Raw genomic sequence first — 20,819 nt, forward strand, 5'->3', positions numbered from 1 at the left:
ATGCGGATATTGTTAAGTAATGATGACGGGATCCACGCGCCGGGCATTCAGGCGCTGGCGAAAGCGTTGCGTGAATTCGCTGAGGTTCAGGTGGTGGCTCCCGACCGCAACCGTAGCGGCGCGTCTAACTCCTTAACGCTCGAATCTTCGCTTCGCACGTTCACCTACCCCAACGGCGACATCGCGGTGCAGATGGGCACGCCCACCGACTGCGTCTTCCTCGGCGTTAACGCGCTGATGCGCCCGCGCCCTGATGTGGTCGTCTCCGGCATCAATGCCGGGCCGAATCTTGGCGATGACGTGATTTACTCCGGCACCGTGGCCGCGGCGATGGAAGGCCGTCATCTGGGCCTGCCGGCGCTGGCGGTGTCTCTTAACGGCCACGAGCACTACGAGACCGCCGCTGCCGTGACCTGCACGCTGTTACGGGCGCTGGCCCGCGAGCCGCTGCGCACCGGGCGCATCCTCAATATCAACGTGCCCGATCTGCCGCTTGAGGAGATCAAAGGCATTCGCGTCACCCGCTGCGGCAGCCGTCATCCGGCGGATAAAGTCATTCCGCAGGACGATCCGCGCGGCAACACGCTCTACTGGATTGGCCCGCCGGGCGAGAAGCTCGACGCCGGCCCGGATACCGATTTCGCCGCGGTGGACGAAGGCTACGTCTCCGTCACGCCGTTGCATGTCGATTTAACCGCGCACAGCGCGCAGGATGTGGTAACCCGCTGGTTATCCAGCGCCGGAGTGAACGGGCAATGGTAAACAATCGTGTTCAGACCCTTCTGAATCAACTGCGTGCTCAGGGCATTAAAGATGAACGCGTGCTTGAGGCGATTTCGCGCGTGCCGCGTGAAAAATTTGTCGATGAAGCGTTTGAGCACAAGGCCTGGGAAAACGTTGCGCTGCCTATTGGTTCAGGGCAAACCATTTCTCAGCCTTATATGGTGGCGCGGATGACCGAGCTTTTGACGCTTACGCCCGCCTCCCGGGTGCTGGAAATCGGCACCGGCTCCGGCTACCAGACGGCGATTCTGGCGCATCTGGTGCATCATGTCTGTTCTGTCGAGCGCATTAAAAGCCTGCAATGGCATGCCAGACGGCGTTTAAAGCAGCTCGATCTGCATAATATCTCCACCCGCCACGGCGATGGCTGGCAGGGCTGGCAGGCGCGCGCGCCATTTGACGCTATTATTGTGACTGCCGCTCCGCCTGAAATCCCGACAGCCTTGCTGTCGCAACTGGACGAGGGCGGCATTCTGGTTCTTCCCGTGGGCGACGAACAGCAGGTGTTAAAGCGCGTTCGTCGGCGGGGGAGCGAATTTATTATCGACACCGTAGAAGCCGTACGCTTTGTGCCTCTGGTAAAAGGGGAGCTGGCGTAAACCAGGAATTTTTCCTGAGTTTTTAGCGCGTTTTTGGCGTATGGTGGGCGAAAATCGCGCCGGCCAGACGCCGGGCAGAGCGGTTGTCATCGTATTTATAGAGAAGTAAACCATTCCAGGGGGATAAATGAGCGCGGGAAGCCCAACCTTCACAGCACGCCGTGTCGCGGCGCTGTCACTGATTTCGCTTTGTCTGGCGGCATGTAATTCAAATAACTCCTCCGCACCGGCGCCTGTCAGTTCCGTTGGCGGCAGCGCGAGCAGCAGCGCAGAAGCCAGTTCCGGCGCAGGCGGCGGGATGATTATGCCGCCATCGAATATCTCCACGCAGGCAAGCCAGCCGCAGATTCAACCAGCGCCGGTGCAGCCGCAGATAAGCCAGCCGCGTCAGACGCAGGCGATCCCTGATGAGCCGGTTCAGACCCAGAACGGCCGTATTGTTTACAATCGCAAGTATGGGAATATTCCGAAAGGCAGCTATGCGGGCGGTAGCACCTATACCGTAAAACGCGGGGATACGCTGTTTTATATCGCCTGGATTACCGGGAACGATTTCCGTGACCTCGCGCAGCGTAACCATATTGAAGCCCCGTACAGCCTTAATGTCGGTCAGACGTTGCAGGTAGGTAACGCATCTGGTACGCCGATCACAGGTGGCAATGCAATTACACAAGCTGATGCAAGCGCACAAGGAATAGTCTCAAAACCTGCGCAAAATACCAGCACAGTGGTTGCGTCGAAACCGACAATTATTTACTCTGAGGATTCAGGTGAACAGAGTGCTAACAAAATGTTGCCTGGGAATGTGAGCTCTGGGGCAGTCGTGGCTCCTTCCACAGCACCTGTTGTTAGCACGCAAGAACCGACCGTAAGCAGCACGACCAATAGCGCACCTGTCGCTACCTGGCGCTGGCCGACTGAAGGCAACGTTATCGAGAACTTCTCCGCCGCTGAAGGGGGGAACAAAGGGATCGATATCGCAGGCAGCAAAGGACAGGCAATCATCGCGACCGCAGATGGTCGTGTTGTGTACGCCGGTAATGCGCTTCGCGGTTACGGTAATCTTATTATCATCAAACACAACGATGATTACCTGAGTGCCTACGCCCATAACGACACAATGCTGGTCCGGGAACAACAAGAAGTTAAGGCGGGGCAGAAAATCGCTACCATGGGTAGCTCCGGAACCAGTTCAACACGCTTACATTTTGAAATTCGTTACAAGGGGAAATCCGTAAACCCGCTGCGCTATTTGCCGCAGCGATAAATTGGCAGAGTGCGCTTCTTCAGGCGCTTTGCTCAGGGATCACGGGTAGGAGCCACCTTATGAATCAGAATACGCTGAAAGTTCATGACTTAAATGAAGACGCGGAATTTGATGAGAACGGAGTAGAGGCTTTTGACGAAAAAGCCTTGGTAGAAGAGGAACCCAGTGATAACGACCTGGCTGAAGAAGAGCTGCTGTCGCAGGGTTCAACACAGCGTGTATTAGATGCAACTCAGCTGTATCTTGGTGAGATTGGTTATTCGCCTCTGCTAACCGCTGAAGAAGAAGTTTATTTCGCACGCCGCGCTCTGCGTGGTGATGTAGCCTCCCGCCGTCGCATGATCGAAAGTAACCTGCGTCTGGTGGTGAAGATTGCCCGCCGTTACAGCAATCGTGGTCTGGCGCTGCTGGATCTGATTGAAGAGGGCAACCTGGGGCTTATCCGCGCTGTTGAGAAATTTGACCCGGAACGCGGGTTCCGTTTCTCTACGTACGCAACCTGGTGGATTCGTCAGACCATCGAACGGGCAATCATGAACCAAACCCGTACGATTCGCCTGCCGATTCACATCGTAAAAGAGCTTAACGTCTATCTGCGTACCGCTCGTGAACTGTCGCATAAACTGGACCACGAACCGAGTGCAGAAGAGATTGCAGAACAGCTGGATAAACCGGTTGATGACGTTAGCCGTATGCTGCGCCTGAACGAGCGTATTACCTCTGTTGACACCCCGCTGGGTGGTGATTCAGAGAAAGCGCTGCTGGATATCCTGGCCGATGAGAAAGACAACGGCCCGGAAGACACCACGCAAGACGATGATATGAAACAGAGCATCGTCAAATGGCTGTTCGAACTGAACGCCAAACAGCGTGAAGTTCTGGCCCGTCGTTTCGGTCTGCTCGGTTACGAAGCGGCAACGCTTGAAGATGTCGGTCGTGAAATTGGCCTGACTCGTGAACGCGTTCGCCAGATTCAGGTTGAAGGCCTGCGCCGTCTGCGTGAAATTCTGCAGGGCCAGGGGCTGAACATCGAAGCGCTGTTCCGCGAATAATCACCATTCCCGTCAAAAAGGCCAGTCATCCGACTGGCCTTTTTCTTTTGCACCTTACGCCTGCCGCGTCTCCTGCAGATGACGCCAGCGCGGCTCTCCTTCATGAAGTTCAAACACGACGGTCGACCAGCGCACCGTGCTCTCCTGCGCTATCCGCTGCGTTTCGCGATACCCCACGACCGCGCCATCGGGCCATTCGGCGATCACCGAAAGCGCATCCACCTGAATCTCAAGCCCGGGTTTACTGCCGCCCGCGGCGGTAAAGAACGCGTTGAGCGCGTGCATATCGAGCGGCACACCGTTCAGCGGGATCATGGAATAGTCCGGGCTAAAACGGCCCAGCAGCGCCTGGACATCACCCTCGCCCCGGCCGAGCCAGCGTTCAATTGCCACATGGGCGTCGAGAACTTCTTTAAACCAGCGATTCATCACTTCTCCTTCTTTTCGACAAATGACAGCGTGACAGCCTGACGGGGCAGACGCCACGCGAAAATCAGCGGCACCAGCGTCAGCGCCGCCGCGAGGGTAAACGTCGCCTGCCAGGCGACAAGTGGTGAAAACTACATCAGCAGCGCATTCAGCGCGAGGCTCACCAGCGTGACGCCAAAGCAGAAGCTGAGCTGGCGGTTGATATTCCACAGCGCGCTGGCGTCCGGCATATCGGTATTGGCGGTATGCAAAAACGCGCTGCTCTGCGCCGTGCTGCTGCACAGGCTGCCGCCTGCGCCCATCAGAAAGAACGCCGTGACCAGCAGCGCCCACGGGCTTTGCGCATTGGTTTGCGTCAGCAGCACAATCCCGCCCGCCTGCAACAGGCAGCCGAGGGAAATTAACGGCCGCGGGCCGAGGCGGTTAAACAGACGGGCGGTCGCGGAAATCGCCATAAACGACGCCACCGACCATGGCACCATCAGCGCGCCGCTGGCGGCGGGTGAAAGCCCCGCGACGGTTTGTAGCCAGAACATGCCGACCACGTTAACGCCAATAAACATGCCGGGCACGCACTGATAAACCAGCATCGAAAAACGCATCAGCGGCTCGCCCAGCAGATGCACTCTCAGCAGCGGCGCGGGATGACGACGACAGCGGCGCAGCATCAGCGCCATAAGCACCATGCCCGACGTAAGACCTGCCGCGGCAAGCCACGGCGACGCTTTTTCGCTAAGTTCATTCAGCCCGAACAGCACCAGCAGCAGGCCGCCTGCGCCGGTAATGACGCTTATCGTATCGAGCGGGCGTTTATCGGGCGCTGGCGCATCGGGCCTGAGCCAGCAGAACGCCATCACAAGCGCCAGCATCGAGAGCGGCAGGCTCGCCAGAAAAACCCACTGCCAGCCCGCCGTCTGAACGATAACTCCGCCTGCGACCGGCGAAAGCGCCGGTGCCAGCAGGCCCGTCAGCATCACGGCGGAAGAGAGCCCGGCACGCTCGTGTTTTGCATATAACTGCCAGACCAGCGCCTGCCCGACCGGGATCAACACGCCGCCGCCCGCGCCCTGGATGACGCGCCAGAAGATGAGCGACTCCAGTGACATCGCCATACCGCAGGCCGCCGTCGCCACGGTGAACAGCGCCAGCGACAGTAAAAACAGACGCCGCGCGCCGAGGCGCTGCGTGAGCCAGGCGCTGAGCGGGATCACCACCGTCAGCCCGGCTATGTAGGCGTTGCTAATCCATGAAAGCTGCGTCACTGACGCATGCAGCGCATCGCCAATGGCCGGAAAGGCCACCGCCGCGATAAACATATTGATGAGATCGAGAAAAAAGCCCAGCAGATAAATCAGGGTAACTCTGTTTCGATAGGTCATGGCACGCCCTCTGTGGAAGAGGGGCACTCTAACCGCTCGCCATGAAAGGAAAAACGGCGTCCGGGTTGATATACTGTCAAACCCTTTTTGACAATCGACGCAAAGACGATGCTGAATTTATCGCGGCTGGCCATGTTTGTCGCCGTCGTGGACGCGAAAAGTTTTACCGGTGCCGCAGCGGCGCTCGGGCAGACCAAAGCCGTAGTCAGCTTTAATATCCGCCAGCTTGAAAGCGAACTCGGCGTGACACTGCTGCTGCGCTCGACGCGCCGCCTGACGCTGACCGACGCGGGCGAGCGGTTATACCAGCGCAGCCTGGTATTGCTGAAAGATGCTGATGCGTTGCTGGACGATGTTCAGGCAAGCCATGATGGGTTCAGCGGCGAGCTGCGTGTGACCACCACGCCGGAATATGCAACGCACGTGGTCGGCCCGGCGCTCGCCGCCTTCAGCCGCGCGCATCCGGCGCTGCGCATTCGCCATTTTTCGTCGTCGCAGCACGCCGATTTAATCTCAGAGCGGGTGGATGTCGCTATCCGGCTCGGCACGTTGCAGGATTCCGCCTACCGTGCGGCGCTGATTTCCCGTTTCGATATTTTCCCTGTCGCATCACCGGCGTGGCTTGAGCGCCACCCGATCTCAACGCCCGGGGCGCTCGGCGACGCGGACTGGCTGGTGCATACCCGGCTGGCGTCGCCACTGCGCTGGGAACTCACCGGCCCGCATAACGAGACGCTGTGGTTTGAGATTACGCGCCCGCCCGTGATTGCGGCCGACGGCGCAGGCGCGCTGATGACGTTCGCGCTGGAGGGCTGCGGCGTGGCGCTGCTGCCCGCGTGGCTGGTTAAAACCGCGCTGGAAGAGGGAAGCCTGGTGCGGCTGCTCCCTGCGTATCGCTTTCCGGCGCAGGGTGTTTATGCGGTCTATCCCGACGCGCGCCACGTTTCCGGCAAAGTGCGGGGGTTTATCGATTTTCTGCGCGCCCGCGAAGCGCAGGCAACTGGCAAATAGCGTTACGGTTTGTCTATCATCCGCGTGATGAGTGCTGCGAACAGCGCCCGCTCTTCGGCGTTCAGCTTGCCTAAAAACGCCTCATCCACGGCGTCGCCCTTCGGAATACTGGCGTGCAAAAGCGCCTCGCCTTCTGGTGTGAGGTAAATAAACCGGCGGCGCTTATCCTCCGGCGCGCTTTCACGGCGCACCAGCCCGCGGCTCTCCATCCGGCTCAGCATTTCGGCAAGCGTCGCTTTGGTGCTGACGGCGGCCTCGGTCAGCGCCACCTGTTCGATGCCGGGGTTTTCGGCTATCGATCGCAGCACCGCGTATTGCGGCTTGGTCAGCTCAGGCAGCGCCAGCTGCCACTGCGCCGTATGCTGCTGAAAAAGCTGGCGTAACAGATGAAAGGCTTGTTGTTTTACGGCCATACACTCTCCGGGATCAGGATCTTCTCACCATCATAACCGCTGCGATGCGGAAAGCTAACGCGGCGCTTTTTAGCAAAAAGTGTGACTGTACACGAACGATCTTGCCAGATTCCCCTGCCGGGCGTACTTTTAATTTATATGTTCGTACACGAACAATAATTGAGGTAACACATGAGGCTAATTGTCGGAATGACGGGCGCAACCGGCGCGCCGCTTGGGGTCGCGCTGTTGCAGGCGCTGAAAGCGATGCCCGAGGTGGAAACCCATCTGGTGATGTCAAAGTGGGCGAAAACCACGATTGAACTGGAAACGCCGTTCTCCTGGCAGGATGTCGCGGGGCTGGCGGATGTGGTGCACAGCCCGGCAGATCAGGCCGCGACGATCTCCTCAGGATCGTTTCGTACCGACGGCATGGTGATTATTCCGTGCAGCATGAAAACCCTGGCGGGCATCCGCGCGGGCTACGCCGACGGGCTGGTGGGCCGCGCCGCTGATGTGGTGCTGAAAGAGAACCGAAAACTGGTGCTGGTGCCACGCGAAACACCGCTTAGCACCATTCATCTGGAAAACCTGCTGGCGCTCTCGAAGATGGGCGTGGCCATCGTGCCGCCCATGCCCGCCTGGTACAACCATCCCGCGACGATCGACGACATCATCAACCATATCGTCGCCCGCGTACTCGATCATTTCGGGCTCGATGCCCGCAACGCCCGCCGCTGGCAGGGGCTAAATCCTGCGAAAACAGCCGACACCCATTCATCACGAGGAGGAAACACGCATGGCGTTTGACGATCTGCGCAGCTTTTTGCAGGCGCTTGAAGAGCAGGGGCAACTGCTAAGGATCAGCGAAGAGGTGCAGGCGGAGCCGGATATCGCGGCGGCCGCCAACGCGACCGGACGCATCGGCGAAGGCGCGCCCGCGCTCTGGTTTGACAATATCCGCGGCTTTACTGACGCGCGGGTGGCGATGAACACCATTGGTTCATGGCCGAACCACGCGATCTCGCTCGGTCTGCCGCCTGCCACACCGGTAAAGCAGCAGATAGAAGAATTTATTCGCCGCTGGGATACCTTCCCGGTCGCGCCGGAACGCCGCGATAATCCGCCGTGGGCGGAAAACAGCGTCGACGGTGATGACATTAACCTGTTCGACATTCTGCCGCTGTTTCGCTTAAACGACGGCGATGGCGGGTTCTACCTCGATAAAGCGTGTGTGGTCTCGCGCGATCCGCTCGATCCCGAACACTTCGGCAAGCAGAACGTCGGTATCTACCGGATGGAAGTGAAAGGCAAGCGTAAGCTCGGGCTGCAACCGGTGCCGATGCATGATATCGCGCTGCATCTGCATAAGGCCGAAGAGCGTGGCGAGGATTTGCCGGTTGCGATTACGCTTGGCAACGATCCGATCATCACGCTGATGGGCGCCACGCCGCTGAAATACGATCAGTCTGAGTATGAAATGGCGGGCGCGCTGCGCGAAAGCCCGTACCCGATCGCCACCGCGCCGCTCACCGGTTTTGACGTGCCGTGGGGGTCGGAGGTGATCCTCGAAGGGGTGATTGAAGGGCGCAAGCGCGAAATAGAAGGGCCGTTCGGCGAGTTTACCGGTCACTACTCCGGCGGGCGTAACATGACCGTGGTGCGTATCGATAAAGTCTCTTATCGCACCAAACCGATTTTCGAATCGCTCTATCTCGGCATGCCGTGGACCGAAATCGACTACCTGATTGGCCCGGCGACCTGCGTGCCGCTTTACCAGCAGCTTAAAGCGGAGTTCCCGGAAGTGCAGGCGGTGAACGCGATGTATACCCACGGGCTGCTCGCGATTATCTCCACCAAAAAACGCTACGGCGGTTTCGCCCGCGCGGTGGGCCTGCGTGCGATGACCACGCCGCACGGGCTTGGCTACGTGAAGATGGTGATTATGGTGGATGAGGATGTCGATCCGTTCGATCTGCCGCAGGTGATGTGGGCGCTGTCGTCAAAAGTGAACCCGGCGGGCGATCTGGTGCAGTTGCCGAATATGTCGGTGCTGGAGCTTGATCCTGGCTCAAGCCCAGCGGGGATTACCGACAAGCTGATTATCGACGCCACGACGCCGGTTGCGCCGGATAACCGCGGGCATTACAGCCAGCCGGTGAAAGACCTGCCGGAAACCGCGCAGTGGGTAGAGAAGCTGACCGCCATGCTGGCTAACCGTAAAAAATAAGGAGACGAGATGATTTGTCCACGTTGTGCCGATGAAACCATCGAAATTATGGCGACGTCGCCAGTGAAAGGCGTCTGGACGGTGTATCAGTGCCAGCATTGTCTGTACACCTGGCGCGACACCGAGCCGCTGCGTCGTACCAGCCGCGAGCATTACCCCGAGGCGTTCCGGATGACGCAGGCCGATATCGATAACGCGCCGGAGGTACCGACGGTGCCGCCGCTGCTGGCGGATGGTAAGCGTTAAGCTTTCACGATGGAGAGTTGAACGGTGGGTGCGAAGCGTAAAACGGCGGGTGCGAAACTTTAAACGGCGGGTGCGCTACGCTTACCCGCCCTACACGACAAAATGATGGCATTCACGTAGGGTGGGTAAGCGAAGCGCACCCACCATTCACGCCCCGCCATCACCAACGACATCCACCCCGTAGGGCGGGTAAGCGTAGCGCACCCGCCACCTCAGACCACCCACCCACCACATCAAACTTACACCAGGCTTTTCAGCCGGTAGATCCACTCCAGCGCCTGACGCGGCGACAGCGAATCCGGGTCGAGATTCTCCAGCGCCTCAACCGCCGGGCTGGTCTCTTCGGCGGCGGCGAGCAGCGACATCTGCGTGCCGTCCACCTGCGTTGCCGCTGCGTTACCGGAAAGGCTCTCCAGCTCGCGCAGCTTCTGGCGCGCGCGCTTAATCACCTCTTTCGGCACGCCCGCCAGCGCCGCAACCGCCAGACCGTAACTCTTGCTCGCGGCGCCGTCCTGAACGCTGTGCATAAACGCTATCGTATCGCCATGCTCAATCGCATCCAGATGCACGTTGGCGACGCCTTCCATCTTCTCCGGCAACTGGGTCAGTTCGAAATAGTGCGTGGCGAACAGCGTCAGCGCTTTAATACGGTTGGCGAGGCTCTCCGCGCACGCCCACGCGAGCGACAGCCCGTCATAGGTAGATGTGCCGCGGCCAATCTCATCCATCAGCACCAGACTGTGCTCGGTGGCGTTATGCAGGATATTGGCGGTTTCGGTCATCTCAACCATAAAGGTCGAACGCCCGGAAGCCAGATCGTCGGCGGCGCCCACGCGGGTAAAAATGCGATCGATCGGGCCGATTTCCGCCTGTTCGGCGGGCACGAAGCTGCCGATATACGCCATCAGCACAATCAGCGCCGTCTGGCGCATATAAGTGCTCTTACCGCCCATGTTCGGGCCGGTGATAATCAGCATCCGGCGCTGCGGGCTGAGCGACAGCGGGTTGGCGATAAACGGCTCGTTCAGTACGCGCTCCACCACCGGGTGACGGCCTTCCACCAGGCGAATGCCGGGCTTGTCGGTCAGCGTCGGGCAGTGGTAGTTCAGCGTGTCGGCGCGCTCGGCAAGGTTTGTCAGCACGTCGAGCTCAGCAAGCGCCGCGGCGCTTTTTTGCAGTTCCGCCAGGTGCGGCAGCAGCAGATCGAACAGCTCGTCATAAAGCTGTTTTTCCAGCGCCAGCGCTTTGCCTTTGGAGGTCAGAACTTTGTCTTCATACTCTTTGAGCTCAGGGATGATATAGCGCTCGGCGTTTTTCAGCGTCTGGCGGCGTACATAGTGAATCGGCACCATATGGCTCTGCCCGCGGCTCACCTGAATAAAGTAGCCGTGCACGGCGTTGAACCCTACCTTGAGCGTGTCGATGCCGAGCTTCTCGCGCTCGCGGATCTCCAGGCGGTCGAGATAATCGGTCGCGCCGTCGGCCAGCGCCCGCCATTCATCAAGCTCTTCATGGTAGCCAGGCGCAATCACGCCGCCGTCGCGCACCAGCACCGGCGGCGCTTCAATAATCGCGCGCTCCAGCAAATCTCTCAGCTCAGCGAAATCGCCCATCTGTTCGCGCAGCGTCTGTACATACTCAGCGTCAATATCGGCAAGCAGCGTATTGAGCATCGGCAACTGCTGGAAGGCGTGACGCATGCGCGCCAGATCGCGCGGGCGGGCGGTACGCAGCGCCAGGCGCGCCAGAATACGCTCCAGATCGCCCACCTGGCGCAGCACCGGCTGGATCTCTGTGCTGTATTCCATTAGCGCCGCGATGGCCTGCTGACGGTGGCGCAACACGCTCGTATCGCGCACCGGCATATGCAGCCAGCGTTTTAACATGCGGCTGCCCATCGGCGTGACGGTGCAGTCGAGTACGGAGGCCAGCGTATTTTCCACCCCGCCCGCCAGATTCTGGGTGATCTCCAGATTACGGCGCGTGGCGGCGTCCATAATGATGCCGTCCTGCTGGCGCTCCATGGTGATCGAGCGGATATGCGGCAGGCTGGTGCGCTGCGTGTCTTTCACGTATTGCAACAGACACCCGGCGGCGCACAGCCCGCGCGGCGCGTTCTCAACCCCAAAGCCCACCAGATCGCGCGTGCCGAATTGCAGATTAAGCTGCTGGCGCGCGGTATCGAGTTCAAACTCCCAGAGCGGGCGACGGCGCAGGCCGCGTCGGCCTTCAATCAGCGACATCTCGGCGAAATCTTCCGCATACAGCAATTCCGCCGGGTTGGTGCGCTGTAATTCCGCCGCCATGGTCTCGCGGTCCTGCGGCTCGCTTACGCGAAAACGCCCGGAGCTGATATCCAGCGTTGCGTAACCAAAGCCTTTGCTATCCTGCCAGATGGCGGCCAGGAGATTATCCTGACGCTCCTGCAACAGCGCTTCATCGCTGATGGTGCCGGGCGTGACGATGCGCACCACTTTGCGTTCCACCGGGCCTTTCGATGTGGCCGGGTCGCCAATCTGCTCGCAAATCGCCACCGACTCGCCAAGGTTAACCAGCTTCGCCAGATAGTTTTCCACGGCGTGGTGCGGCACGCCCGCCATCGGGATCGGCTCGCCCGCCGAAGCGCCGCGTTTGGTCAGCGAAATATCCAGCAGTTGCGACGCGCGTTTCGCATCGTCATAAAAGAGTTCGTAAAAATCGCCCATGCGATAAAACAGCAGAATGTCAGGGTGCTGCGCCTTGAGCTTCAGATACTGCTGCATCATGGGCGTGTGGGCGTCGAAGGTTTCGCTTGTGCTCATGGAGTGGAGATGTCCATTTCGTTGGATTTCAAAAGGATGTGATATTTGTAGTTATCGTGGGTTATCACGCAGAAGGGTATGATAACCAAGTCTCGGGAGCAGGGAAACTGGTGGCGTGCGGCAATGCGCGACACCCTGAAGCCGGGTCGCAAAAATGCGCGCCGAGGAACCGCGCGTGGGCAGGGCTCCTCTTTTTTACTGATAAAAAACCGCGCCGCAATCGTTCGCGATTTTACATCTGGTCACGCCTTTATTTGTCCTTAAACTCGTCCAGATGTTTAATCTGCCGACCGCGCTCATTAAAGTTTTCCGGGCGCAGCCAGGCGCGCAGCGCTTTGGCGTGGTGCGGCCACTCGGCTTCGACAATCGAATACCAGTTCACATTACTGTTGCGGCCTTTTCGCACCTGACATTCCCGGAATGTCCCTTCATAAATAAAGCCGAGACGCTGAGCAGCCTGAATGGCAGGCGTATTCAGCTCATCGGTTTTCCATTCGCAGCGCCGGTATTTTAATTCTTCGAAAACATACGCCAGTAATAAACAGATGGCCTCCGTACCGTAATGGGTTCTTTTCATGGAAGGCGACCAGTTCACATTACCAATTTCAATCACGCCGTGGGTTTTATCGACATTCATCAGGCAGAGTGTGCCGGTGGGCTGGCCGCTAATATTTTCCAGCACGGTGAAATACCAGGCGTCCGGCGTGGCCTCCAGACGACGCAGATAATATTCCGTGGCGGTTAGCGCCGGCGGGCGCTCATCGGCGAGGTAAGTCCAGTCGCGGGTGTCGTCAATGCTGTGCCAGGCGTGGTGCAGCGCCAGCGCGTGGCGCACGCTGACTGGCTCAAGGTGACAAAAATGCCCGGCGAACATTTTCTTTTGTGGCAGCTCACGCGGTTTCCAGTCCGCCACAGGCTGGCCGACATACTGACCGAAGCTGTTTAGCTCTTTCATAGTGCCTCCTTAAAACCCGGAAGGGGACGTTCTGGAACGCTCGCGGGGTGAAAGGGATACTTTGACTATCGGTCAAAAAGCTAAGGTTTTTATCTTTTTATTTTAATTTATGGCGTCGTTCGCATATTTCAGCCGGGTGGATAAAGTTTGTGCGCGCTATTCCGATAACAGCTTCACACGAGCGCCTTGTTCAGGGGATAGTTAACGATGATTAAAAATATAAAAGTGGTTAGCGGGATTATTATTATCCTGTTGACCTTTACGGTGTTGCAGATGGTCACCGGCAGCCTTTTTTATTCGGCAGTCAATAATGACAGAAATAATTTTCAGAATGCGAATTTACTTAATTTTCAGCAGGAGCAGCTTGGCGACAGTTTTCAGACGCTGGTAAAAACCCGCGTGACGGTGAACCGCGTTGCGATCCGTTTTCTGAAAAATCAGCGCGATCCGGCGTCGCTTGCGGCAATCAACAAACTACTGGCGACCGCCTCGACCTCGCTTGGCAAAGCGGAAAAACATTTCGCACTCTACAAAGGCTCGCCGCGTCTGAACGGGCAGGATGAAGCGACGGCCAGCAAAATAACTGAAAAATACCAGGCGCTGCATGACACTCTTCAGGCGTCCATTGGTTATCTTAGCGCGAATAACTATGAGGCTTACGGCAATCTCGACGCCCAGAAAGCGCAGGACGAGATGGAGGAGATCTACACCACGTGGCGCGCGCAGAACACCACGCTGCTGCAGGCCGCCGCCGAGGAGAACCAGCAGAGCTTTACGGGCATGCTCTGGACGCTTGGCGTTATCGCAGTGATTGTCGTACTGGCCATCGCCACTATCTGGCAGGGCTTACGTCATCTGCTGCTGGGGCCATTGCGTGAAGCGATGGAGCATATCCGCGCCATTGCTGGCGGCGATTTAACGCGCCAGATCGCGGTAGAAGGGCGTAACGAGATGGGGCAGCTTGCCGCGTCGCTTCTGGCGATGCAACAGGCGCTGGCGGGCACCGTCACGGCGGTACGCGACAGCACGGAATCCATTTACACCGGCGCGGGGGAAATCTCCGCAGGCAGCAACGATCTCTCCGCGCGCACCGAGCAGCAGGCCGCGTCGCTGGAAGAGACCGCCGCCAGCATGGAGCAGTTGACCGCGACAGTGAAACAGAACAGCGATAACGCGCGTCAGGCGTCGCAACTGGCGAAAAACGCCTCGGAGACCGCAGATAAAGGCGGGCGCGTGGTGGAGAACGTGGTGCAGACCATGAAGTCCATCGCCGAAAGTTCGCAGCAGATTGCGCACATCACAAGCGTTATCGACAGCATCGCCTTCCAGACCAACATTCTCGCGCTTAACGCCGCGGTAGAAGCGGCGCGCGCCGGAGAGCAGGGCCGCGGCTTCGCGGTGGTGGCGGGTGAAGTGCGCACGCTTGCCAGCCGTAGCGCCAACGCGGCGAAAGAGATCAAAGCGCTTATCGAAAATTCAGTAAACCGCGTCGATACCGGCTCCGGCCAGGTACAGGAAGCGGGCGATACTATGAAAGAGATCGTGCAGGCGGTCACCCGCGTGACCGATATTATGGGCGAAATCGCCTCGGCGTCCGATGAGCAGAGCCGCGGTATTGAGCAGGTGAGCCTTGCGGTGTCGCAGATGGACAGCGTTACGCAGCAGAACGCCGCGCTGGTGCAGGAATCCGCGGCAGCCGCCGCTGCGCTGGAAGATCAGGCAGAGCAGCTGCGCCAGGCCGTGGCAGCCTTTAAGGTCTCCCGCGGCGTCGTCAGTGCATCAGCACGTACCGGTGCCGCGCCGCTTGCCCGCGTCGAGCCGGTAAAACCCGCGCTGGCAGCGCCTGCGGGCAGCGATAACTGGGAAACGTTCTGATCTCTGTCTGTTAGCGAAATAAAAAAGCGTGGCGAGCCACGCTTTTTTTATGCCTTCTGTTTATCGCTTCAGCTGACGGACACTTTGAAAAAGCTGCTTTTGACATTGCTGTTGAACCAGCTCTCTTTCTCGTTGCTCATCAGAAACGTTTGCCAGGTTTTCGCCGGTACGCCGAGAAACTGCTCCACGCGCCCATTGGCGTACTCAATTTCCATAATCGAACAGGTTGGATCGTAGCCTGCGCTTTTAAACGTTCTCGACTGGACAGGATGTCGTTTCATTTCAGCCCCTTGATTTGAAAACCACTGAGCGTTATCGGCATTTCACCCGCTGCGCTTGACTACCAGAACTGGCGGGGCGGGTGGAGCGGCGAAGAATATATTCTTGTTGCGCGGCTTGACTAATCTATGTATTTTTATTCACATTGAGTGCATAAAAATGAGGGTTGCGATCATGGTGAAATCTTTACTCAAGGCCGGTTTATTAATGGCAGCCCTCGCGGGCAGCGCGCTGGCAGCGCAGGAAACCTATGTTGTCGGCGCGGGCGGCACCTATCGTCCGTTTGAATTCGAAAACAGCCAGAAACAGCTGGAAGGCTTCGATATCGACATCATTAAAGCCATCGCCAAAGCCGAAAACTTCAACGTGAAGCTGGTGAACACGCCGTGGGAAGGGATTTTCGCAACGCTCGGTTCAGGCGATCGCGACATTATCATCTCCGGCATTACCATCACCGCTGTTTATGCAGGGCGCCTGGATGACCATCAAATGCACCATAATTTGCGTGATCCTCGGCACGCTGTGGGGCTTAACGCTCGGGCTGGGGCGCATGGCGCACGCGGAGCACGGGCCGTGGAAATATGTGCTGCGCTACCTGGTGCAGTTCCCGGTGCGCTTTTATGTCAGCGCGTTTCGCGGCACGCCGCTGTTTGTACAGATAATGGTGGTGCACTTCGCGCTGGTGCCGCTCTTTATTAACCCGCGCGACGGCTGGCTGGTGGAGAGCGGGCTGATGAGCAGCGAATTCGCCCGTATGCTGCGCTCCGATTACGGCGCGTTTCTCTCCTGTATCGTGGCGATCACCCTTAACGCGGGCGCGTATGTTTCCGAAATTTTCCGTGCGGGTATTCAGTCTATCGATCGCGGGCAGATGGAAGCGTCGCGCGCGCTCGGCATGCCGTGGTGGAAAACCATGCGCAAAGTCATTCTGCCGCAGGCGTTTCGCCGCATCCTGCCGCCGCTTGGCAACAATGCGATCGCCATTGTGAAAGATTCGTCGCTCGCGTCTGCCATCGGTCTTGCGGATCTGGCTTACGCGGCGCGTACCGTCTCCGGCGCTTACGCCACATACTGGGAGCCCTACCTGACCATTTCACTGGTCTACTGGGTGATTACCTTCCTGCTATCGCAACTGGTGGCGCGGCTGGAAAAGAGGTTTGGCAAAAGTGATTCACGTTAAAAATCTGCATAAGCATTTCGGCGCAAGCCACGTTCTGCGCGGTATTCACTGCGACATCAAGCCGGAAGAAGTGGTCTGCGTGATTGGCCCTTCCGGCTCCGGGAAAAGCACCTTTTTACGCTGCCTGAACGCGCTGGAGACGGCAGAAGAGGGCGAAATTGTCGTGAACGGTTTTGCGGTGCATGACCGCAACGCCGATATAAACCAGCTGCGCGCAGGCGTCGGGATGGTGTTCCAGCGCTTTAATTTGTTCCCGCATATGACGGTGCTGGAAAATCTTATTATGGCCCCGATGAGCGTGAAGGGCATGAAACGCGCGCAGGCGGTGACGCTCGCCGAAGGGCTGCTCGCCAAAGTCGGGCTTAGCGATAAGCGCGACGCGTGGCCTTCGAGCCTCTCCGGTGGCCAGCAGCAGCGTGTGGCGATTGCCCGTGCGCTGGCGATGAACCCGTCGGTTATGCTGTTTGATGAACCGACCTCCGCGCTGGATCCGGAGCTGGTGGGCGAAGTGTTGGCGGTAATGAAAAATCTTGCCGAAGAGGGCATGACAATGGTTATCGTCACCCACGAAATGGGATTTGCGCGTGAAGTCGCCGACCGGGTGATTTTTATCGACAGCGGCGTGATTCAGGAAGAAGGCCCGCCCGCACAGCTTTTTACCGCCCCGCAAAACCCGCGCACCGCGGCTTTTCTCAGCAAAGTTCTCTGATGGCGGGCGCAGGCGGAAAAATTTACCGCCTGCGCCTCATGCCCGCGCTTCCTCGGCTGGCCCAGGATGATCTACCATTACTGCCATTCGTTCTGAACAGCCATATGGATATCTCATGTTAAAGCGTCGCTATGTCGCCCTGTTGCCGCTGATGATGGCGCTTGCCGCCTGCAGCAGCAAGCCGAAGTCTCAATCTGCAACCACCCAGACCGCAGGCGCAAGCCAGGGCGGCTTCCTGCTCCAGCCGCAGCACGATATGTTGCTGCCAACCGGCGATTTCACCGGCAACCCGGCGGCGGAAAATTTCATCAACATGATGGTCAGCAAGCACGGGTTTAACCGCCAGCAGCTCCAGGAAGTGTTTTCACAGACCAAAAGGCTCGATTACGTGCTGCGTCTGATGGACCGCCAGGCGCCGACCACCCAGCCTGCGCCGGGGCCGAACGGCGCCTGGTTGCGCTATCGCAATAAATTCATTACGCCGGACAACGTGCAAAACGGTGTGGCGTTCTGGAACCAGTATCAGGATGCGCTTAACCGCGCCTGGCAGGTTTACGGCGTGCCGCCGGAAATCGTCGTCGGGATCATCGGCGTGGAGACGCGCTGGGGCCGCGTGATGGGCAAAACCCGTATTATCGACGCGCTGGCGACGCTCGCCTTTAACTACCCGCGCCGCGCTGACTATTTTGCCGGTGAGCTTGAAACTTTCCTGCTGATGTCGCGCGATGAAGGCGACGATCCGCTGGCGCTGAAAGGCTCGTTTGCGGGCGCGATGGGCTACGGCCAGTTTATGCCGTCCTCTTATAAAGAGTACGCGGTCGACTTTAACGGCGACGGGCATATCAACCTGTGGGACCCGGAAGACGCTATCGGCAGCGTCGCGCACTACTTCCAGCAGCACGGTTGGGTGAAGGGCGATCTGGTGGCCGTGCCCGCCAACGGTCAGGCACCGCAGCTTGAGAATGGCTTTAAAACCAAATACAGCGTCGGCCAGCTGGCGGCGGCGGGTTTAACGCCGCAGCAGCCGCTTGGCGATCACACCGAAGCAAGCCTCCTGCGTCTTGATATCGGCAGCGGCTATCAGTACTGGTACGGCCTGCCTAACTTCTACGCCATTACGCGCTATAACCATAGTACGCACTATGCGATGGCGGTCTGGCAGCTCGGCCAGGCGGTGGCGCTCGCCCGGGTACAATAAGACGTTTCCCCGTCTGTACAGGCGGGGAAATAAACACGACCTCAAACCTTGAATTCGCCTCGTAAAACCCGATGTAACTGCCTGCAACGCTTAAAAATCGCTGTGGGATGCCTGGGGTTACGTTTACAATCGGAGCCGTCATGACAGATAACGAATTAATGCAGTTAAGTCAGCAGCTTGGCGCTGCGCTGAAGGCGCAGGGCGCGACCGTGACGACGGCGGAATCCTGCACCGGCGGCTGGGTGGCGAAAGTCATTACCGATATCGCCGGTAGTTCCGCCTGGTTTGAACGCGGCTTCGTGACCTACAGTAATGAGGCTAAAGAACAACTTATCGGCGTGGATGGCGCTACGCTCGCGGCGCACGGCGCGGTCAGCGAGCCGGTTGTCAGGCAAATGGCGCAGGGCGCGCTGAATGCCGCAGCGGCCTCTTATGCTGTTTCTGTGAGCGGTATTGCCGGGCCCGATGGCGGCAGCCCTGACAAGCCCGTCGGCACCGTCTGGTTTGGTTTTGCCGACAACCAGGGAAGGGTGGAGGCACACGTGCAACGCTTTGATGGTAATCGGGATTCCGTACGCCGCCAGGCGACCGCGTTTGCGCTGCAAACCTTGTGGCAACATTTTATACAAAAGACTTGATACTGTATGCTCATACAGTATAATTGCACCAACGAAACAAATTCGCAGCGTGGCGCAATTGGGCTCACCCTGCATGACAGGAGTAAAAATGGCTATCGACGAAAACAAGCAGAAGGCGTTGGCGGCAGCACTCGGCCAGATTGAGAAGCAATTCGGCAAAGGCTCCATCATGCGTTTGGGTGAAGATCGCACCATGGATGTGGAAACGATCTCCACCGGCTCTCTCTCCCTGGACATCGCGCTGGGAGCGGGTGGTCTGCCGATGGGGCGTATCGTGGAAATTTACGGCCCGGAATCTTCAGGTAAAACCACGCTGACGCTGCAGGTGATTGCCGCAGCACAGCGCGCGGGTAAAACCTGTGCGTTTATCGACGCAGAGCACGCGCTCGATCCCGTCTATGCCCGTAAACTCGGCGTAGATATCGATAACCTGCTCTGCTCTCAGCCGGACACCGGTGAGCAGGCGCTGGAAATCTGTGACGCGCTGGCGCGCTCCGGCGCGGTAGACGTGCTGGTGGTCGACTCCGTTGCGGCCCTGACGCCGAAAGCGGAAATCGAAGGGGAAATCGGTGACTCTCACATGGGCCTCGCGGCACGTATGATGAGCCAGGCGATGCGTAAGCTGGCCGGTAACCTGAAAAACTCTAATACCCTGCTTATCTTCATCAACCAGATCCGTATGAAGATTGGCGTGATGTTTGGTAACCCGGAAACCACGACCGGTGGTAACGCGCTGAAATTCTACGCGTCTGTGCGTCTCGACATCCGCCGTATCGGCGCGGTGAAAGAGGGCGAGGAAGTGGTAGGTAGCGAAACCCGCGTGAAAGTGGTGAAAAACAAAGTCGCTGCGCCGTTTAAACAGGCTGAGTTCCAGATCCTCTACGGTGAAGGGATCAACTTCTACGGCGAGCTGGTTGATCTTGGCGTGAAGCACAAGCTGATTGAAAAAGCGGGCGCCTGGTACAGCTACAACGGCGAGAAGATCGGCCAGGGTAAAGCGAACGCGACCAACTTCCTCAAAGAGAATAAGCCGATGGCTGACGAAATTGAGAAGAAACTGCGCGACATGCTGCTCAACAATCAGGACTCTACGCCTGACTTCACCGTCGATGATAACGACGGCGGCGTTGAAGAAACCAACGAAGAGTTTTAATCTCAAGGGCTGCTGATGCAGCCCTTACTTTTTTCTGTCTCCTCAACTTCGCCACTGTTATTCACGCCTATGACTGACGCTACTCCCCGCCGCTCCGCTTACTCCCGCCTTCTTGACCGCGCCATGCGAATACTCGCGATGCGCGACCACAGCGAGCAAGAGCTCAGGCGCAAGCTTGGTGACGTGTTGCCGGGCAAAAATGAAGATGAGCAGGCGCAGGCGACGCCGGAAGATATCGAGAAAGTGATTGCGTGGTGCCACGAGCAGCATTATCTCGACGATGCGCGTTTCGCCGAGCGCTATATCGCCAGCCGTGGCCGCAAAGGCTACGGGCCGCAACGCATTCGCCAGGAGCTGCAGCAGAAGGGTATCTCCCGAAACGCGTGCGACAGCGCCTTCGCTGACTGCGAGGTGGACTGGGAGCAACAGGCCCGCGATCAGGCCGAGCGTAAATTCGGCGCGCCGCTGCCGCGCACCTTCCCCGAAAAAGCCAAAGTCCAGCGCTTTTTACTGTATCGCGGCTATTACATGGAAGATATCCAGGCGATCTACCGAAATTTTGAGTGATGACCCCATGCGGGGTTTTACTTCCCTGTAAAGAAAACTTATCTTATTCCCACTTTTTTCCGTTTAGCCTGGTCTG

The 20,819-nt window shown here is 58.3% G+C and carries 20 protein-coding genes and 2 pseudogenes; 16 read left to right on the forward strand and 6 right to left on the reverse strand.

From position 1 onward, the window contains the following. The 4 genes from surE (at window position 1) to rpoS (ending at window position 3,701) form a co-directional block, all read left to right on the forward strand. A complete protein-coding gene (surE, locus tag CSK29544_RS08885) occupies window positions 1–762 on the forward strand; it encodes a 5'/3'-nucleotidase SurE (RefSeq protein WP_007777731.1) in 762 nt (253 codons plus the stop codon). Continuing rightward, window positions 756–1,382: a protein-L-isoaspartate(D-aspartate) O-methyltransferase gene (locus CSK29544_RS08890; protein ID WP_012123933.1), complete on the forward strand. Its 627-nt coding sequence runs from the start codon at window positions 756–758 to the stop codon at window positions 1,380–1,382. The genes surE and CSK29544_RS08890 overlap by 7 nt, the downstream gene beginning before the upstream one ends. Window positions 1,383–1,509: 127 nt before the next feature. Next, the gene (gene nlpD, locus CSK29544_RS08895; protein ID WP_007894563.1) at window positions 1,510–2,649 is read left to right on the forward strand and encodes a murein hydrolase activator NlpD; all 1,140 of its coding nucleotides are present in this window, start codon (window positions 1,510–1,512) and stop codon (window positions 2,647–2,649) included. 59 nt (window positions 2,650–2,708) lie between these two features. After that, the gene (gene rpoS / locus CSK29544_RS08900) at window positions 2,709–3,701 is read left to right on the forward strand and encodes an RNA polymerase sigma factor RpoS (RefSeq protein WP_007663544.1); all 993 of its coding nucleotides are present in this window, start codon (window positions 2,709–2,711) and stop codon (window positions 3,699–3,701) included. A 54-nt stretch (window positions 3,702–3,755) separates the two neighbouring features. On the opposite strand, the gene CSK29544_RS08905 is transcribed toward rpoS, so the two are convergent. Next, complete coding sequence (locus CSK29544_RS08905) at window positions 3,756–4,130, reverse strand: hypothetical protein (protein ID WP_007894568.1); 375 nt, start codon at window positions 4,128–4,130, stop codon at window positions 3,756–3,758. Beyond that, window positions 4,130–5,509 (reverse strand): annotated as a pseudogene (locus CSK29544_RS08910) (MFS transporter). The gene CSK29544_RS08905 and the pseudogene CSK29544_RS08910 overlap by 1 nt, the downstream one beginning before the upstream one ends. 108 nt (window positions 5,510–5,617) lie before the next feature. Between CSK29544_RS08910 and CSK29544_RS08915 the strand changes: the two are divergent. Further along, the gene (locus CSK29544_RS08915) at window positions 5,618–6,520 is read left to right on the forward strand and encodes a LysR family transcriptional regulator (protein WP_029039221.1); all 903 of its coding nucleotides are present in this window, start codon (window positions 5,618–5,620) and stop codon (window positions 6,518–6,520) included. Window positions 6,521–6,522: 2 nt separating this feature from the next. Here the strand turns inward: CSK29544_RS08915 and CSK29544_RS08920 are convergent, their stop codons facing one another. Continuing rightward, a complete protein-coding gene (locus tag CSK29544_RS08920) occupies window positions 6,523–6,933 on the reverse strand; it encodes a MarR family winged helix-turn-helix transcriptional regulator (RefSeq protein ID WP_007870392.1) in 411 nt (136 codons plus the stop codon). A 171-nt stretch (window positions 6,934–7,104) separates the two neighbouring features. Between CSK29544_RS08920 and CSK29544_RS08925 the strand changes: the two genes are divergently transcribed. From CSK29544_RS08925 to CSK29544_RS08935, 3 genes are read left to right on the forward strand one after another with little or no spacing between them, the layout of a single operon-like run. Beyond that, on the forward strand, window positions 7,105–7,722 hold the full coding sequence (locus CSK29544_RS08925; protein WP_071601516.1) for a non-oxidative hydroxyarylic acid decarboxylases subunit B: 618 nt from the start codon (window positions 7,105–7,107) through the stop codon (window positions 7,720–7,722). Continuing rightward, window positions 7,712–9,142, forward strand: coding sequence for a non-oxidative hydroxyarylic acid decarboxylases subunit C (locus CSK29544_RS08930; protein ID WP_007894573.1), 1,431 nt, complete (start codon window positions 7,712–7,714; stop codon window positions 9,140–9,142). The genes CSK29544_RS08925 and CSK29544_RS08930 overlap by 11 nt, the downstream gene beginning before the upstream one ends. A 9-nt stretch (window positions 9,143–9,151) precedes the next feature. After that, entirely contained in the window at window positions 9,152–9,388 is a 237-nt protein-coding gene (locus CSK29544_RS08935) for a non-oxidative hydroxyarylic acid decarboxylases subunit D (RefSeq protein WP_007894575.1), read from the forward strand. Between the two features lie 239 nt (window positions 9,389–9,627). On the opposite strand, the gene mutS is transcribed toward CSK29544_RS08935, so the two are convergent. After that, window positions 9,628–12,189 carry a DNA mismatch repair protein MutS gene (gene mutS / locus CSK29544_RS08940; RefSeq protein ID WP_004387888.1) on the reverse strand — a complete coding sequence of 854 codons (2,562 nt, stop codon included), beginning with the start codon at window positions 12,187–12,189 and terminating at the stop codon, window positions 9,628–9,630. Window positions 12,190–12,439: 250 nt separating this feature from the next. Beyond that, window positions 12,440–13,144: a GNAT family N-acetyltransferase gene (locus CSK29544_RS08945; protein ID WP_007894580.1), complete on the reverse strand. Its 705-nt coding sequence runs from the start codon at window positions 13,142–13,144 to the stop codon at window positions 12,440–12,442. A gap of 207 nt (window positions 13,145–13,351) precedes the next feature. On the opposite strand from CSK29544_RS08945, the gene tcp reads away from it, so the two are divergent. Then, window positions 13,352–15,019, forward strand: coding sequence for a methyl-accepting chemotaxis citrate transducer (tcp, locus tag CSK29544_RS08950; RefSeq protein ID WP_007894584.1), 1,668 nt, complete (start codon window positions 13,352–13,354; stop codon window positions 15,017–15,019). 68 nt (window positions 15,020–15,087) lie between these two features. Here tcp and CSK29544_RS08955 read toward each other — a convergent pair whose 3' ends face one another. Continuing rightward, window positions 15,088–15,300 (reverse strand): KTSC domain-containing protein, encoded by a 213-nt coding sequence (locus tag CSK29544_RS08955; RefSeq protein WP_007870378.1) that lies wholly within the window; start codon window positions 15,298–15,300, stop codon window positions 15,088–15,090. Between the two features lie 172 nt (window positions 15,301–15,472). Between CSK29544_RS08955 and CSK29544_RS22635 the strand changes: the two are divergent. From CSK29544_RS22635 to recX, 7 genes and pseudogenes are all read left to right on the forward strand, one after another. Continuing rightward, window positions 15,473–15,754, forward strand: a pseudogene (locus CSK29544_RS22635) (transporter substrate-binding domain-containing protein); the annotation flags it as partial. A gap of 7 nt (window positions 15,755–15,761) precedes the next feature. Continuing rightward, complete coding sequence (locus tag CSK29544_RS08960; RefSeq protein ID WP_007894587.1) at window positions 15,762–16,478, forward strand: amino acid ABC transporter permease; 717 nt, start codon at window positions 15,762–15,764, stop codon at window positions 16,476–16,478. Continuing rightward, window positions 16,465–17,187, forward strand: coding sequence for an amino acid ABC transporter ATP-binding protein (locus CSK29544_RS08965; RefSeq protein ID WP_029039218.1), 723 nt, complete (start codon window positions 16,465–16,467; stop codon window positions 17,185–17,187). Before CSK29544_RS08960 ends, CSK29544_RS08965 begins: the two co-directional genes overlap by 14 nt. Window positions 17,188–17,302: 115 nt before the next feature. After that, window positions 17,303–18,385, forward strand: a complete 1,083-nt coding sequence (gene mltB / locus CSK29544_RS08970) for a lytic murein transglycosylase B (RefSeq protein WP_004387895.1) — start codon at window positions 17,303–17,305, stop codon at window positions 18,383–18,385. Between the two features lie 140 nt (window positions 18,386–18,525). Beyond that, window positions 18,526–19,023, forward strand: a complete 498-nt coding sequence (gene pncC / locus CSK29544_RS08975; protein WP_004387896.1) for a nicotinamide-nucleotide amidase — start codon at window positions 18,526–18,528, stop codon at window positions 19,021–19,023. A gap of 88 nt (window positions 19,024–19,111) precedes the next feature. Next, complete coding sequence (gene recA, locus CSK29544_RS08980) at window positions 19,112–20,176, forward strand: recombinase RecA (RefSeq protein WP_004387897.1); 1,065 nt, start codon at window positions 19,112–19,114, stop codon at window positions 20,174–20,176. 69 nt (window positions 20,177–20,245) lie between these two features. Further along, complete coding sequence (recX, locus tag CSK29544_RS08985) at window positions 20,246–20,743, forward strand: recombination regulator RecX (RefSeq protein WP_029039217.1); 498 nt, start codon at window positions 20,246–20,248, stop codon at window positions 20,741–20,743. The last annotated feature ends 76 nt before the right edge of the window (window positions 20,744–20,819 follow it).

The sequence above is a fragment of the Cronobacter sakazakii genome (assembly GCF_000982825.1).
Classification (GTDB): Bacteria; Pseudomonadota; Gammaproteobacteria; order Enterobacterales; family Enterobacteriaceae; genus Cronobacter; species Cronobacter sakazakii.

Coding starts and splice junctions, on each gene's coding strand:
- surE (WP_007777731.1), top strand. CDS start 1: ATGCGGATATTGTTAAGTAATGATGACGGGATCCACGCGCCGGGCATT.
- CSK29544_RS08890 (WP_012123933.1), top strand. CDS start 756: ATGGTAAACAATCGTGTTCAGACCCTTCTGAATCAACTGCGTGCTCAG.
- nlpD (WP_007894563.1), top strand. CDS start 1,510: ATGAGCGCGGGAAGCCCAACCTTCACAGCACGCCGTGTCGCGGCGCTG.
- rpoS (WP_007663544.1), top strand. CDS start 2,709: ATGAATCAGAATACGCTGAAAGTTCATGACTTAAATGAAGACGCGGAA.
- CSK29544_RS08905 (WP_007894568.1), bottom strand. CDS start 4,130: ATGAATCGCTGGTTTAAAGAAGTTCTCGACGCCCATGTGGCAATTGAA.
- CSK29544_RS08915 (WP_029039221.1), top strand. CDS start 5,618: ATGCTGAATTTATCGCGGCTGGCCATGTTTGTCGCCGTCGTGGACGCG.
- CSK29544_RS08920 (WP_007870392.1), bottom strand. CDS start 6,933: ATGGCCGTAAAACAACAAGCCTTTCATCTGTTACGCCAGCTTTTTCAG.
- CSK29544_RS08925 (WP_071601516.1), top strand. CDS start 7,105: ATGAGGCTAATTGTCGGAATGACGGGCGCAACCGGCGCGCCGCTTGGG.
- CSK29544_RS08930 (WP_007894573.1), top strand. CDS start 7,712: ATGGCGTTTGACGATCTGCGCAGCTTTTTGCAGGCGCTTGAAGAGCAG.
- CSK29544_RS08935 (WP_007894575.1), top strand. CDS start 9,152: ATGATTTGTCCACGTTGTGCCGATGAAACCATCGAAATTATGGCGACG.
- mutS (WP_004387888.1), bottom strand. CDS start 12,189: ATGAGCACAAGCGAAACCTTCGACGCCCACACGCCCATGATGCAGCAG.
- CSK29544_RS08945 (WP_007894580.1), bottom strand. CDS start 13,144: ATGAAAGAGCTAAACAGCTTCGGTCAGTATGTCGGCCAGCCTGTGGCG.
- tcp (WP_007894584.1), top strand. CDS start 13,352: ATGATTAAAAATATAAAAGTGGTTAGCGGGATTATTATTATCCTGTTG.
- CSK29544_RS08955 (WP_007870378.1), bottom strand. CDS start 15,300: ATGAAACGACATCCTGTCCAGTCGAGAACGTTTAAAAGCGCAGGCTAC.
- CSK29544_RS08960 (WP_007894587.1), top strand. CDS start 15,762: ATGCAGGGCGCCTGGATGACCATCAAATGCACCATAATTTGCGTGATC.
- mltB (WP_004387895.1), top strand. CDS start 17,303: ATGTTAAAGCGTCGCTATGTCGCCCTGTTGCCGCTGATGATGGCGCTT.
- pncC (WP_004387896.1), top strand. CDS start 18,526: ATGACAGATAACGAATTAATGCAGTTAAGTCAGCAGCTTGGCGCTGCG.
- recA (WP_004387897.1), top strand. CDS start 19,112: ATGGCTATCGACGAAAACAAGCAGAAGGCGTTGGCGGCAGCACTCGGC.
- recX (WP_029039217.1), top strand. CDS start 20,246: ATGACTGACGCTACTCCCCGCCGCTCCGCTTACTCCCGCCTTCTTGAC.